This is a genomic window from Aeromonas sp. 604443 (genome assembly GCF_049170315.1).
Taxonomy (GTDB): Bacteria; Pseudomonadota; Gammaproteobacteria; order Enterobacterales; family Aeromonadaceae; genus Aeromonas; species Aeromonas veronii_A.
The window spans coordinates 100,160-114,748 of sequence record NZ_JAAKMI010000004.1 but is presented as its reverse complement, the minus strand read 5'-3'; the positions used below and the strand labels follow the sequence as shown (position 1 = coordinate 114,748).

Below are 14,589 nucleotides of genomic sequence, written 5' to 3'. Positions count from 1 at the left end.
CGGTAGACCTCTCGCACGGCCAATCACGCCGGATGCAACCACCAAGGGAGAACGGATCAAGCCTTGATACTCAATAAACTGGAACAGAAGTTGACTCGCCTGCAACACAAGGCGAACGACGTGGTGAACCGGGTGCGGGATCGCCATATCCGGCTGGCGGTGACCGGCCTCTCTCGCAGCGGCAAGACCGCCTTTATCACGGCACTGGTCAACCAGCTGGAACACGCGGCCATCGACGGCCGTTTGCCGTTGTGGGATGCCCTGCGTCAGGGGCGTATCCTCGGCGCCCGCCGGGTGCCGCAGCTCAATGCCCACATTCCCACCTTTGCCTACGAACGTGGCCTCGACTCCCTGTTTGGCGTTCCACCAGCCTGGCCCGAGCCCACCCGCGGCGTGGCCGAAGTGCGTCTCGAAATTCGCTATCGCACCCGTCATCCTCTGCGCAAGCATCTGGGGGAGATCTCCACCCTCTACGTGGATCTGGTGGACTACCCCGGGGAGTGGCTGCTCGACTTGCCGCTCCTTGAGATGAGCTACGAGCAGTGGAGCGAACAGGTGCGCGAGCAGCTTCGTCGCCCAGAGCTGCAGGCACTTGCCGCCAGCTGGCTGACACCCGGGTGGCAGGTCGATCAGCGCTTCGAAGAGCGGCCGGTGGCTGAGCTGGCCGAGCGCTACACCACCTATCTGCATGCCTGCAAACAGGAGCTGGGATTGCACCTTATTCAACCCGGTCGCTTCGTGTTGCCGGGGGAGTATGCCGGTGCCCCCATGCTGCAATTTGTCCCCTGGGTGTGGGAGATGCCTGCCAGCGATCCCGCCGATGGCACTCTTTACGCCACTCTCAAGCAGCGCTTCGAGCAGTACAAACAGCATCTGGTGCAGGGTTTTTATGAGCAGCACTTTGCCGGCTTTGATCGCCAGATCGTGCTGGTGGATTGCCTGCAGCCGCTTAACGCAGGGGCAGCCAGCTTTGGCGATATGCAGCAGGCCATCGCCCGCATCATGGAGAGCTTTGCCTACGGCAAGAGCAACTGGTGGCGGCGACTCTTCTCGCCCCGTATCGACAAGCTGCTGTTTGTGGCGAGCAAGGCCGATCACGTCACCCCCGAACAACATGCGCCCATGGTCTCACTGCTGCAGCATCTGGTGCGCAGCGGCCGCGGCCAAGCCCGTTTTGAGGGGATCACCACTGAGTGCTTGGCGCTTGCCGCCATCAAGGCGACCGAAGTGGGCAAGGGGGTGGCCAATGGCCGCGAGTTCCCCGCCATCCGCGGCACCAGTCTGAGCGGTGAGCCGCTGCTGCTGTTCCCGGGTGAAGTGCCGCCCCATATTCCGCCCGCGCAGTGGTGGAACAGTCAGGGCTTTGATTTTCAGGCGTTTCGCCCCATGCCCATGAGCGCCCATCAGGCGCTGCCCCATATCCGGCTCGATGCGGCGCTGGAGTTTCTGCTCGGGGATCACCTCGAATAACGGTGTGCGGCTCGGGTTTGTTTCCTGCGCCGCCCGCAGGAGACTGTTTTCAGGAGAATAAGGCGATGAACGATCAGATAAAAGAGCGGCCACCGTTGCAGGGCAAGGTGATCCTTGAGCCAGCCTTGACGGTGGCCAGTGACGAGCGACCGCCCGCACCGGCCCAGCGGCTGGAGGAGGCGAGCTTCGAGCGCCTCGACGAGCTGGACGAGTTCACCGAGGTGGAGAGCGCCCTCGTCAGCAAACCGCGCCGCCGCCATCGGCTGCTGGCTTGGGGGCTTGGGGCAGTCGGTCTGCTCTCGTTGGGCCAGTATGGCGCCTTTCTTTACGATCAATTCCTCACCACCCCGCTCTGGGGCAGCGCCTGGCTGGCGGCCTCGGCGCTGGTGGCGGCGGGGACCGCCAGCGTGGTGGGGCGCGAGTGGCTGCGGCTGCGCACCCTCAAGCGGCGCCAGGATGTGCGCTCGCGGGCAGAAGATCTGCTGGCCCATCAGGGAGTCGGGCAGGGGCAGGCCTTTTGCGAAGGGTTGGCGGTCAAAAGTGGCGACAAGGGGCGCGAGGGGTATCAAACCTGGCTGGCCCAGCTCGACGAGAGCCACAGCGATCGGGAGGTGCTGACCCTTTACAGTCAGCTGGTATTGAGCGAACGCGACAAGCTGGCGCAGGCGCGGGTGGCCAAATGGTCGGGGGAGGCCGCCGTGCTGGTGGCGCTCAGCCCGCTCGCCACCGTCGACATGATGCTGATGCTGTGGCGCAACCTGCGGATGATCGAAGATATCGCCGATGTCTATGCCATCGAACTTGGCTACTGGAGCCGTATTCGCCTTATTCGTCAGGTGTTTCGCAACATGCTCTACGCCGGTGCCACCGAGCTGGTGACCGAGGTGGGGATGGACTTGCTGGGCGCCGAGTTTGCCGCCAAGCTCTCTGCCCGCGCCGCACAAGGGGTGGGGGCCGGGCTGCTCACCGCTCGCCTTGGCCTGCGCACCATAGAGGCGTGCCGCCCGCTGCCCTGGTGTGCGGACGAGAAACCCAAACTCGGCGAGCTGCGCAAGCGGCTGATCGGCCAGCTGGCGGGGTATCTCAACAAATCCTGATAGCCCTGTCTGCACCTTGCTGCGATGACCCATGCCCCTGTCGTGCTCGCCAAGCCGCAGGGGCATGGTTTTAATCGGCAGATCATTGAGTTGGCAGCAGTGCCCGGTTTTGGCGAGACGCCCGTTTACGGTTAAGCTGGCAGTCAATCTTACCAATCACACCAATAGTACCAATCGGCAAGGATGCCCGATGAACTTTACCTTTCGCCAGATCCGTTATTTTGTGGCCGTGGCCGACAGCTTCTCAGTGAGTCGTGCCGCCGCCGAGTTGCATATCTCCCAGTCGGCGGTCACCAGCGCCATTCGCGAGCTGGAGACCGAGCTCGGCGCCCCGCTATTCGAGCGCAATCCGCGCGGCGTCACCCTCACCACTCAGGGGCACCAGTTTTTGCTCCACGCCCGCCGCATTCTCGGCGCCATGACCGAGGCGAGCCACTCCCTCAAAGCGGTGGCCCAGCAGGATCAGGGGCGACTCACCATCGGCGTGACCACCTTGGTGGCGGGTTACTACCTCTCAGAGGCGCTTGGCCGCTTTCGCCGTGCCTTTCCGGCGGTACAGATCGAGGTGAAGGAGGATGAACAGCCTTTTCTGGAGCACCAGATCGTCAACGGCGAGGTGGATGTGGGGATCCTGATGACCAACCGCACCATCCGGCAAGAGGCGTTTGATACCGAGTTGCTGACCCGTTCGCCGCTGCGGCTCTGGCTGGCCGCCAACCACCCGCTCTGCGCCGAGTCGACCCTCTCGCTCACCGCGCTGGGGGAGGAGCCGATGATCTCGCTGACCGCCGATCAGCTCGATCAGATCATCGGTGGCGGCCTGCGCCGCTACGGCATCTCCCCCCGCATCGTACTGCGCACCGCGTCGGTGGAGGCGGTGCGCAGTCTGGTGGCGAGTCAGCTCGGGGTCGCCCTGCTGCCCGATTTTGCCTATCGCCCTTGGTCGCTGGAGCAGGAGCGGGTCGAGGCGCGCCCCATCAAGGAGCCCATTCCCGCCATCGATATCGGGCTGGTGTGGCGCCGTGGCTCTCGGCTGGATTGGACGGCGCGGGAATTTATCGATATTGCGCGGGATCAGAGCCGGTTGCGGGCCCGTCAGGCGCTCCCTCGCTAGCCATCTCTTGCGGGGTAGCCACCAAAAATCAGATTCATCTGCACTCGATATCGATTTAGCTGATACCTGAGCCACCAAAAATTGAAATATTCATCGTATTGCCACTCCCCTAAGCTCATTGCTGGTTAACAGGATGTTAACGCCTATGGTGGCGTTCCTTCACCTGATGCAAGTCAACACAATGCAAGGAGTGCATGATGAAATTGACCCCTCTGATGCTGGCTCTTGTTCCGGCGCTGCTGGCAGGCCAGACCCAGGCTGCCCCGACCGAGCTCGGCAAGGGTGAAGGCCAGCTCAATATCGTGGCCTGGGCTGGCTACGTTGAGCGTGGCGAGACCGACAAGAACTACGACTGGGTGACCGGCTTCGAGAAAGAGACCGGCTGCAAGGTGAACGTCAAAACGGCGGCCACCTCGGACGAGATGGTGGCGTTGATGAACGAGGGGGGCTTCGATCTGGTGACCGCCTCCGGCGATGCCAGTCTGCGTCTGATTGCCGGTGGCAAGGTGCAGGCGCTCAATCTGGCGCTCATCCCGAGTTACAGCAAGATTGATCCCCGGCTGCAAAATGCCCCCTGGCACACTGTGGATGGCAAGCACTATGGCGTGCCCTACCAGTGGGGCGGCAATATCCTGATGTACAACACCAAGGTGTTCCCCAAGGCACCGGACTCCTGGAACGTGGTGTTCGAGGAGCAGATCCTGGCGGATGGCAAGTCCAACAAGGGGCGGGTGCAGGCCTTTGACGGCCCGATCCACATCGCCGATGCCGCCCTCTATCTGATGACCCATCAGCCCGCCCTGGGCATCAAAGACCCTTACGAGCTGAACGAGGAGCAGTACAAGGCCTCCCTCGATCTGCTGCGCACGCAGCGCCAGCTGGTGGGACGCTACTGGCATGATGCCTTCGTCCAGATCGATGACTTCAAGAACGAAGGGGTGGTTGCGTCAGGCTCCTGGCCGTTCCAGGCCAATGCCCTGATTGCCGACAAGCAGCCCATCGCCACCACTGTGCCGAAAGAGGGAGTGACCGGTTGGGCCGATACCAGCATGGTGCACAGCGATGCCAAGAACCTCACCTGCGCTTACAAGTGGCTGGAGCACTCCCTGAGCAACAAGCTGCAGGGGGATCTCGCCGCCTGGTTTGGCTCGGTGCCTGTAGTGCCTGCCGCCTGCGAAGGCAATGCCCTGCTGGGCCCGACCGGGTGCAAAACCAACGGTATCGACAACTTCGATCGGGTTCGCTTCTGGCGCACTCCGGTCTCCCAGTGCAAGAGCCAGGGAACTTGCGTGCCCTATTACCGCTGGGTCTCCGACTATATCGCCATTCTGGGCGGTCGCTAAGGCGCTCCGACTCTGCACGACTGCCGAGAGCGGATAATCAAGCGGGCCGGACAGGAGTCCGGCCCATCCCAGCACAGACAAGGACGCCCCATGAACGCCGTACAATTTGACCGGGTCAGCCGCCACTATGGCGAGGTGAAGGCGGTCGATGACATCTCTTTCCAGATCCCCTCCGGGGAATTCTTTACCCTGCTGGGGCCGAGCGGTTCCGGCAAGACCACTTGCCTGCGGATGATCGCGGGCTTCGAGTACCCGAGTGACGGGGAGATCCGCCTGTTTGGCGAACCCTGCTCCACCGTGCCGCCCTATGATCGCAACCTCAACACCGTGTTTCAGGACTATGCCCTGTTTCCCAACATGGATGTGCGCGACAACATCGGCTATGGCCTGATGCTCAAGGGGGTCGCCAAGGCACAGCGTTACCGCAAGGTGGACGAGATGCTGGAGCTGGTGCGACTGCCCGGGGTCGGCAAGCGCCGCCCGAGCCAGCTCTCCGGCGGCCAGCGCCAGCGCATCGCCATCGCCCGGGCGCTTATCAACCAGCCACGCATCCTGCTGCTGGACGAGCCGCTGGGGGCCCTCGATCTCAAACTGCGCGAGCAGATGCAGCTTGAGCTCAAGGCGCTGCAACGCCAGTTGGGCATCACCTTTATCTTCGTCACCCACGATCAGCAGGAGGCGCTCTCCATGAGCGACCGGATCTGCATCTTCAGTCAGGGCAAGATTGAGCAGATAGCCGCCCCCGATACCATCTACGACGCTCCGGCGACGCCGTTTGTGGCCCGCTTTGTCGGCACCGTCAATCTGTTCGAAGGGGAGCAGGCCAGACGGCTGTGCGGTGACGGCAGCCAGATGATGGTGCGCCCGGAGCGGATCCGGCTCGCTGAGGCGGGTGCGCCGGGCTGGTCGGGAGAGATCCGCGAGGTGGAGTATCTGGGCCCCTTCGTCCGTTATCGGGTTGATCTCGGGGAGCAGCTCGAGATCATCGTCAACCACCCCAATGAGGGGCAGGCCCGTCTGGCCCGTGGCAGCAGGGTCAGCCTCAGCTGGCCGGAGCAGGCCATCCATCGCCTGAGCGCCGCCCATCAAGGGGCTCTGCCATGAGTACCCCTCACAGTGCGAGTCTTGCCATGAACCATCAGCCCGAACCTGCCCGTTTCAGGCCGCTGCGGCGCCTCTCGACCCTGCTCTATGGTCGACCCGGCCTGCTGCTGGCGATCCTGCTGGGGCCGCCGCTGCTGTGGCTCGGCATCATCTATGTCGGCTCCTTGCTGATGCTGCTCTCCAACTCTCTGTTCGGGCTGGACGAGTTCAGCGGTCAGGTGCGCCACGAGCTGGGCCTGCAAAACTTCGTCGCCCTGCTGCGACCGGAGAATCTGGATGTGATCGGCCGCACCGTCGGCATGTCGCTGCTGGTGACCCTGGCCTGTGCCCTGCTCGGTTTTCCGGTGGCCTACTACATGGCACGCTACACCAGTGGCAAGACCCGGGCGCTGTTCTATGTAGGGATCATGCTGCCGCTCTGGTCCAGCTATCTGGTGCGGGTCTACGCCTGGAAGCTTGTTTTGGCCAAGGAGGGGGTAGTGAGCTGGCTGGCCGACAGCATGGGGCTGGAGTGGCTGCTCGATGCCATCCTCTCCTTGCCGGTGATAGGTGGCCCGTCGCTCTCCTTCTCGCGGCTCGGCACCTTTATCGTGTTCGTCTATGTCTGGCTGCCCTTCATGATCCTGCCCATTCAGGCGGCGGTGGAGCGTATACCGCGATCCCTCTTGGAGGCGAGCAGCGATCTGGGGGCGACACCCGCCCAGACCTTTCGCAACCTGATCCTGCCGCTGGCGTTGCCCGGTGTGGTGGCGGGCTCCATTTTCACCTTCTCGCTGACCCTCGGTGATTACATCATCCCCGGCATCATCGGCAACTCGACCATGTATATCGGTCAGGTGGTCTACATGCAGCAGGGAACGGCGGGCAATCTGCCCTTTGCCGCCGCCTTCTCGCTGGTGCCGATCCTTATCATCGCCATCTATCTGGCGATTGCGAAAAGACTGGGGGCTTTTGATGCGCTTTGAATCAATCGCTTTGAACCGGCAGCAAGGAGGCCGTCATGTCAGCTAGCTCAGTGAGCCGTCAGGGAGAGCGCCCTTCGGGGCTGCTCAAGTACGCCGCCATCGGTGGCCTTCTGTTCCTGCACTTTCCCATTCTGTTTATCTTCCTCTACGCCTTCACCAGCGAGAGCAAGAGTTACCAGTTTCCGCCCCCCGGGCTCACCCTCAAGTGGTTCGAGGTGACCCTCAATCGCCCCGATGTGTGGCGTGCCATCCAGCTGTCACTGGAGGTCGCGGGGCTGGCGACACTGGCGGCCATGATCCTCGGCACCTTGGCAGCAGGGGCCATTGCTCGCAGCCGCTTCTTCGGTCAGGAGGTGGTGTCACTGCTGCTGGTGCTGCCCATCGCGCTGCCCGGTATCGTCACCGGTATCGCGCTGCGCTCTGCCTACGGCTTGATGGAGATCCCGTTCAGCTTCTGGACCATCGTTATCGGCCACGCCACCTTCTGTGTGGTGGTGGTCTACAACAATGCGCTGGCCCGTTTTCGCCGCACCAACCAGAGCCTCATCGAGGCGTCGATGGATCTCGGGGCAGACGGCTTCCAGACCCTGCGCTACGTGATCCTGCCCAATCTGGCCACGGCGCTGCTGGCGGGGGGCATGCTGGCCTTTGCCCTGAGTTTTGACGAAGTGATCGTCACCACCTTTACGGCGGGCCAGCAGACCACCCTGCCCATCTGGATGTATCAGGAGCTGATCCGTCCCCGTGACAGGCCGGTCACCAACGTGGTGGCCCTCATCATAGTGGCCTTCACCACTATCCCTATTTTGCTTGCCTACTACCTCACTCGCGACACCCATGATGTCGCTGGCAGTGGCAAATGATGACTCAACGCGTGCGCAAGGATGCAACCATGAAACTCTCTACCCAACTCTTGATTGATGGCCAGTTTGTGACCGGCGAGGGGCAGGCCGAACCCATTCTCAACCCGGCCAACGGCGAACAGATCGCCGCCGTGCCCGAAGCCTCGTTCGAACAGGTGAACCGGGCGGTGAACGGTGCCCAGCGCGCCTTCGCCCAGTGGAGCCGCACCACCCCGGCAAGCCGCAGCAACCTGCTGCTGCGTCTGGCGGATCTCGTCGAGCGCCACGCCGAGGAGTTCGCGGCGCTCGAATCCCTCAACTGCGGCAAACCCTATCTGGCAGTGCTCAACGACGAGCTGCCCGCGGTGGTGGACTGCTTCCGCTTCTTTGCCGGGGCGGCCCGCTGCCTGCAAGGGCCGCTGGCGGGGGAGTATCTCGAGGGGCACACCAGCATGATCCGCCGCGACCCCATAGGTGTTGTGGGCAGTATCGCCCCCTGGAACTACCCGCTGATGATGGCGGCCTGGAAGATGGCGCCGGTGCTGGCGGCGGGCAATACGGTGGTGCTCAAACCCTCCGAGCAGACCCCGCTCACTGCTTTACGCCTTGCCGAACTGGCCAGCGAGATCTTCCCCCGCGGCGTTATCAACGTCATCTGCGGGCGAGGCGAAAGCGTGGGGGCGCCGCTGGTGGAACACCCGCTGGTGCGGATGGTGTCGCTCACCGGTGACATCGCCACCGGCCAGAAGATCCTGCAGAGCGCTGCCCGCACCATGAAGCGCACCCACCTTGAGTTGGGGGGCAAGGCGCCGGTGATCATCTTCGACGATGCGGATCTGGAGGCGGTGGTGGCGGGCATTCGCACCTTCGGTTTCTATAACGCCGGCCAGGACTGCACCGCCGCCTGCCGTATCTATGCCCAGGGCAAGATCTACGACAAGTTCGTCGCCGCCATGACCGATGCGGTGGCCTCCATCAAGGTGGGCAGCCAGTACGAGGAGGGGGTGGAGATGGGGCCGCTTATTTCGGACAGACAGCGCAACCGGGTCGCCAGCTTTGTCGAGCGGGCCCAGAGCAGCGGTCATGTGGAGGTGACGGCGGGGGGCAAGATCCGCCCAGGCAACGGCTTCTTCTTCGAGCCGACCCTGATTGTCGGGGCCCGTCAGGAGGATGAGATCGTGCGCCGCGAGGTGTTTGGCCCTGTGGTGTCGGTGACCCGTTTCAACGATGCCGAGCAGGTGGTGCAGTGGGCCAACGACTCGGACTATGGCCTCGCCTCGTCGGTCTGGACCAAAGATCTGAGCCTCGCCAGCAAGGTGGCCAGCCACCTGCAATATGGCTGCACCTGGATCAACACCCACTTCATGCTCACCTCCGAGATGCCCCACGGCGGCATGAAGATGTCGGGCTACGGCAAGGATCTCTCCCTCTATGCGCTGGAGGATTACACGGTGCCGCGCCATATCATGGTCAAGCTGTAGTGGGGACTGGTTAGCGGGTTGTCACAATTTATTTACAACTGTTTCCGGCAGCCGGCTCATGGGTCGGCTGCTTTTTTTGTTGCCATTTCGTTACAGTGAAACCGTGATGAAACGGCAAGGCGCCTGATGTGGCGCCAGAGGATGGAACCGCTATGGCAACCTTTTACACCGCCCACCAGCCGGATGCTGACGGGGTGATCCACTACAGCAACGAGGAGCATGGTACCTGGCAGGTCCTGATCGAACGTCAGTTCGCCGCTCTCGATGGCAAGGGGTGTGACGAGTATCTGGCCGGTCTCGACAGACTGGGGCTGCCCCGTGAGCGCATCCCCCAGCTGGCCGAGATCAACGCCGTCTTGCAGCCTGCGACCGGCTGGTCGGTGGCGGCGGTGCCTGCGCTTATCTCGTTCGATCGCTTCTTCGCCCTGCTGGCCAACCGCCAGTTTCCGGTAGCGACCTTTATCCGGCGCCGGGACGAGCTCGACTACCTGCAAGAGCCGGATATCTTTCACGAGATCTTCGGCCACTGCGCCATGCTGACCAATCCGGCCTTTGCTCACTTTACCCATCTTTACGGCCAGTTGGGGCAGCAGGCGAGCAAGGAGCAGCGGGTCTTTCTGGCGCGGCTCTACTGGTTCACCGTGGAGTTTGGCCTCCTGGCAACGCCTGACGGGCTGCGTATCTACGGTGGCGGCATTCTCTCCTCCATCGGCGAGACCGCCTATGCCCTCTGTGGCAAACCGCTGCTGCAACCCTTCGATCTACTGACCGTGCTGCGCACCCCGTATCGCATCGACATCATGCAGCCCACCTATTTTGTGCTGCCGAGTCTCGATCATCTCTACCGGCTGACCGGGGAGGAGATCATGGCAGCTCTGGCGGAGGCCAGTCGGCTTGGCCTCTATCCGCCACGTTTTGAGGTTCCTGCTGGCAAACAGGCGAGCTGACCAAAAGCAAACAACCTTATTTCATTTTCATTAATTTAAGCAGGAGTAACTTATGTCCGAACTGGCCAGCCAACAGTGTGAAGCGTGTCGCGCCGATGCCCCCAAGGTGAGCGATGAGGAGCTGCGCGAGCTGATGCAGCTTATTCCCGACTGGCAGCCGCTGGTGGAGGGGGGGGCGCTGCAACTGCGGCGGGAATTTACGTTTCGCAACTTCAAGGAGGCGCTGGCGTTTACCAACCGCCTGGGCGAGCTGGCGGAGGCAGAGTTCCATCATCCCGCGATCCTGACCGAGTGGGGGAAGGTGACCGTCAGCTGGTGGACCCACAAGATCGGCGGATTACACCGCAACGACTTCATCATGGCTGCGCGTACAGACCAATTGCCCAGATAATCTGAGAACAGGTTGAGGCGGAGTATCCCCCTTCCTGCATTTCTGACCGAATGGGGGAAGGTGACCGTCAGCTGGTGGACCCACAAGATCGGCGGTTTGCATCGCAACGACTTCATCATGGCGGCGCGCACCGATCAGTTGCTTCGGTAATCGCACCCCACACCAGCGTCATCGGTTGGCCCGGGCCTGCCTGCGAAAGTGGGGCGGGCCCGCATTTTTATGGGCTGGCGCTCGCACTGGGGGGATCGAGACTGTATTATCCGCTCATTCATAGAGTTAGCTAGGAAGTGTGTCCCGAATGCGTCTTGAAGTCAGCTGTGAAGACCGCCTGGGCCTGACCCGGGAACTGCTCGACCGCTTGGTGGAGCACAATATCGATCTGCGCGGCATCGAAATCGATACCTCAGGCATCATCTATCTCAACTTTCCCGAGCTGGAGTTCAGTGATTTTCAGCACCTGATGCCGGAGATCCGCCGTATTCCCGGCGTCTACGACGTCAAGACCATCCCCTACATGCCTTCCGAGCGAGAGCACCACGAAATCGAGGCGCTGCTCAAGGCGCTGCCGGATCTGGTCTTCTCCCTCGACAGCAAGGGCAAGGTGACCCAGGCCAACCAGTCGGCCCTCACCACCCTCGGCTTGCCGGTGGAGGAGGTGCGCGGCGTGGCGCTCGGTTCGCTGGTCAAGGGGTTCTCCTTCACCCGCTGGCTGGAGGCGAGCGAGATCAAGCCGCAGACCTGCAAGCTCAGTTTCAATGGCGAAGAGTATCTGGCAGATCTGATGCCGCTGTTCGTGGCAGAAGCCCGCGGCAAGCAGGCGCTGGCCGGTGCCGTGGTGGTGCTCAAATCTGCCCGTCGGGTCGGCCTGCACTTCAGCGCGCTTCATGCGGTGGAAGTGGGGGGCTTCGAGCATCTGCAGGCCGAGAGCCCCAAGATGAAAGAGGTGCTGTCGCAAGCGCGCAAACTGGCGATGCAGGACGCGCCGCTGTTGATTGTCGGTGAGACCGGTACCGGCAAGGAGCTGCTGGCCCGCGCCTGTCACGGGGCCAGCCTGCGCTCCAGCCACCCCTTTATGGCTCTCAACTGCGCCGCCATGCCCGATAACGTGGCCGAGAGCGAGCTGTTTGGTTATGCCCCCGGCGCCTTTGGCAACAACACCGAGGGTAAGCGCGGCGTGCTGGAGCTGGCGAGCGGCGGCACCCTGATGCTGGACGAGATTGGCGACATGTCTCCCCATCTGCAGACCAAGTTTTTGCGGGTGCTGCAGGATGGGGTGTTCCGCCGGGTCGGTGACGAGCAAGAGGTGAAGGTCAACGTGCGTTTCATCTGCACCACCCAGAAGCAGTTGCTGGATCTGGTGCACGAAGGAACCTTCCGCGAGGATCTCTACTATCGCCTCAACGTGCTCAGTCTGGCGCTGCCCCCCCTGCGCGAGCGCAAGGCAGACATCATGGTGCTGGCCCAGCAGTTTGTCTCCCGCTTTGCCAGCGAGTTGCAGCGACCCCGTCCGCGCTTTACCCGCAACATGGCCGACTACCTGACCGCCTACCGCTGGCCGGGCAACGTGCGTCAGCTGCGCAACTGTCTCTACCGCGCCATGACCCTGCTGGAAGGGGATGAGCTGGGGCCTGAGCAGATCGACCTGCCGGTGGCGGCCGATACCATGCCGCTGATCGACGAGTGGTTTGAGGGGAATCTCGACGATGCGGTGAAGCGCTTCGAGAGCCAGCTGCTGGCCCGGCTCTATCCCGCCTTCCCGTCGACCCGTCAGCTGGCCAAACGCCTGGGTGTGTCGCATACCGCCATCGCCAACAAGCTGCGGGAATATGGCATCAGCAAGAAGTAAGTTGTTCCGGATGCCAGCCAACAGAGAGCCCGTCACCAGACGGGCTCTCTGTTTTCTTTACACGGCTTCCGGGCGGGAGGGCTTCGGGAGACTTGTCAGGCCAGTGTCCACCAACTTACTATCTGGATACATGTACCCGAACCGCTATGCCACTGCAGCGGTGTTGTCAAGGCGGCCACTTCCCGATCATGCTGTTACTCTTTTCTCCCCGTTTCGCCGCTCGCCTGGCGCCCTTGCTGTTAGGGTTTGGTCTGCTGTTGCCTCACGCGCTGGCGGAAACGGCCGCAGAGAGCCGGGCGACGGCGGTCAGGGAGCTGGTGCTCGATATCCTGAGTTACACTCGCTGGCCCACCGAGCCTGCGGTGCTGCGCCTATGTGTGGCGGCGCCGACGGAGTATGCCGGAGCCCTCTTTACCATCGATCGTCAGGCCAATGGCCGTGCCGTGCAGGTCAATCGCTACGACGCGAGTGATCCGGCCATCAGTGATAATTGCGATGTGCTCTATCTCGGAGTCGTCGACGAGCCGACCCGGATTGCGTTGTTTGCGCGCTTGCAGGGTCATTCAGTGCTCAGCATCAGCGAATACAACCACGACTGTTCCACCAGCTCGGTGTTCTGCCTGCAGACCTCGCCGGACAGCGTGCGAGTGCGGTTTAAAGTGAACCTCGATGCCCTGGCCCTGAGCGGCGTACGAGTACATCCCGCTGTGCTCAAGCTGGCCCGTGCCGACAAGGGGGTCCCATGAGACGACAGGTCAGCGCGGATCCCCGTCGTCCGACCCTACGTCAGAGCCTGGGGCGAACCCATCTGGTGGCCGCCATCACGGCCGTCAGCGTGGCGGGACTCTTCTTTACCCTGGTTGCTTTGCTGGTAGTACGCTTCTACGCCGATCACAATCTGGAGCTGGTGGCCCGCGCCATCAGCTACAGCGCCGAGGCTGCGGTGGTGTTCCACGATGAAGAGGCAGCGAGCGAGGCGCTTGGCGGTATTGTCGCCCATGAGGAGGTGGCCGAAGCCAGTATCGTGCTGGCCAATGGTCAACAGCTCGCTAAATGGGTTCGTCCCGTCAGCAATCCGCTGGCCACAGTCGAAGATTATCTTGCCCGCCTGCTGTTACCGGGGCCGGTCACCTATCCCATGCTGCGGGGCGGTGAGCTGATTGCCACCATAGAGCTGCGCGGTCATGGCGAGTATCTGTTGCTGTTCTTGCTCTCGGTGCTGCTGGTGATGGTGATTTGCCTGGTGTTGAGTGTGATGGGCGCCTTCTATGTCGCCGGGCGGATGCAGGTCGCGATCACCTCGCCACTGCGACAACTGGCACAGGTCGCCCACTCGGTGCGTCGACAACGCACTCTGGGGATGCGGGCGCCACCGGCCGATATCGTCGAGCTCAATGAACTGGGAGAGGATTTCAACGCCCTGCTGGATGAGCTGCAAGCCTGGCAGGCTCATCAGGCGCGGGAGAACGCCAGTCTGCTCCACCAGGCGACCCATGATGCGTTGACCGGGTTGCCCAACCGGGCGTTATTCGAAGCTCGCCTCGAGCATGCCATTGGGGAGGTAAGCGAGGGGGGGGCCCCGTTCGCCCTGCTTTATCTCGATTGCGATCGTTTCAAACAGATTAACGACACCCTGGGGCACAACGCCGGTGACGATGTGCTGGTGACCCTCTCCCGGCGGGTACAGCATCAGCTGCGCCCCGGAGATCTGGTCTGCCGGCTGGGGGGGGATGAGTTCGCCATACTGCTGACACCTGTGCATCTGGGGCAGGATGTGGAAGAGGTGATCGACCGCATTCAGCAGGCGATGAGTGATCCTGTGGTATTGCGGGATGGACAGCAACTGGTGGCAGGGATCAGCATCGGTTTTGCCATCCATCAACCCGGGACCCGCGCCAGCGAGCTGTGCGAGCTGGCAGACAAAGCCATGTATTTGGCAAAACGTACACGCCGTGAGGAGGTTGAGGCCGCCAAATCGGCGTGAGTCAA

13 protein-coding genes and 1 pseudogene are annotated in these 14,589 nt (G+C 62.4%); all 14 read left to right on the top strand.

The annotated features are described in order from the left end of the window. Positions 1-63: 63 nt before the first annotated feature. Entirely contained in the window at positions 64-1,470 is a 1,407-nt protein-coding gene (locus tag G5380_RS08070) for a YcjX family protein (RefSeq protein WP_204479488.1), read from the top strand. 65 nt (positions 1,471-1,535) lie between these two features. Beyond that, a complete protein-coding gene (locus tag G5380_RS08065) occupies positions 1,536-2,567 on the top strand; it encodes a YcjF family protein (protein WP_139740384.1) in 1,032 nt (343 codons plus the stop codon). Between the two features lie 190 nt (positions 2,568-2,757). Then, positions 2,758-3,681, top strand: coding sequence for a LysR family transcriptional regulator (locus G5380_RS08060; protein ID WP_005346246.1), 924 nt, complete (start codon positions 2,758-2,760; stop codon positions 3,679-3,681). A gap of 197 nt (positions 3,682-3,878) precedes the next feature. After that, positions 3,879-5,024, top strand: a complete 1,146-nt coding sequence (locus G5380_RS08055) for an ABC transporter substrate-binding protein (RefSeq protein WP_139735155.1) — start codon at positions 3,879-3,881, stop codon at positions 5,022-5,024. Positions 5,025-5,114: 90 nt separating this feature from the next. Next, complete coding sequence (locus G5380_RS08050; RefSeq protein ID WP_368209312.1) at positions 5,115-6,128, top strand: ABC transporter ATP-binding protein; 1,014 nt, start codon at positions 5,115-5,117, stop codon at positions 6,126-6,128. Beyond that, positions 6,125-7,093, top strand: coding sequence for an ABC transporter permease (locus G5380_RS08045; protein WP_421209249.1), 969 nt, complete (start codon positions 6,125-6,127; stop codon positions 7,091-7,093). Before G5380_RS08050 ends, G5380_RS08045 begins: the two co-directional genes overlap by 4 nt. Positions 7,094-7,128: 35 nt before the next feature. After that, positions 7,129-7,956 (top strand): ABC transporter permease, encoded by an 828-nt coding sequence (locus G5380_RS08040; RefSeq protein WP_005352644.1) that lies wholly within the window; start codon positions 7,129-7,131, stop codon positions 7,954-7,956. A 29-nt stretch (positions 7,957-7,985) separates the two neighbouring features. Beyond that, positions 7,986-9,416 carry a gamma-aminobutyraldehyde dehydrogenase gene (locus G5380_RS08035; protein ID WP_040069353.1) on the top strand — a complete coding sequence of 477 codons (1,431 nt, stop codon included), beginning with the start codon at positions 7,986-7,988 and terminating at the stop codon, positions 9,414-9,416. 152 nt (positions 9,417-9,568) lie between these two features. Further along, positions 9,569-10,363 (top strand): phenylalanine 4-monooxygenase, encoded by a 795-nt coding sequence (phhA, locus tag G5380_RS08030; RefSeq protein ID WP_421352631.1) that lies wholly within the window; start codon positions 9,569-9,571, stop codon positions 10,361-10,363. A 52-nt stretch (positions 10,364-10,415) separates the two neighbouring features. Then, on the top strand, positions 10,416-10,754 hold the full coding sequence (locus G5380_RS08025) for a 4a-hydroxytetrahydrobiopterin dehydratase (RefSeq protein WP_216978931.1): 339 nt from the start codon (positions 10,416-10,418) through the stop codon (positions 10,752-10,754). A 42-nt stretch (positions 10,755-10,796) separates the two neighbouring features. Next, positions 10,797-10,904: pseudogene (locus tag G5380_RS08020) on the top strand (4a-hydroxytetrahydrobiopterin dehydratase); the annotation flags it as partial. 148 nt (positions 10,905-11,052) lie between these two features. Then, positions 11,053-12,600, top strand: a complete 1,548-nt coding sequence (tyrR, locus tag G5380_RS08015; RefSeq protein ID WP_005333656.1) for a transcriptional regulator TyrR — start codon at positions 11,053-11,055, stop codon at positions 12,598-12,600. A gap of 188 nt (positions 12,601-12,788) precedes the next feature. Beyond that, positions 12,789-13,346, top strand: a complete 558-nt coding sequence (locus G5380_RS08010) for a YfiR family protein (RefSeq protein ID WP_216978930.1) — start codon at positions 12,789-12,791, stop codon at positions 13,344-13,346. Continuing rightward, a complete protein-coding gene (locus G5380_RS08005; protein WP_421209251.1) occupies positions 13,343-14,584 on the top strand; it encodes a diguanylate cyclase domain-containing protein in 1,242 nt (413 codons plus the stop codon). The genes G5380_RS08010 and G5380_RS08005 overlap by 4 nt, the downstream gene beginning before the upstream one ends. Positions 14,585-14,589 lie beyond the last annotated feature (5 nt).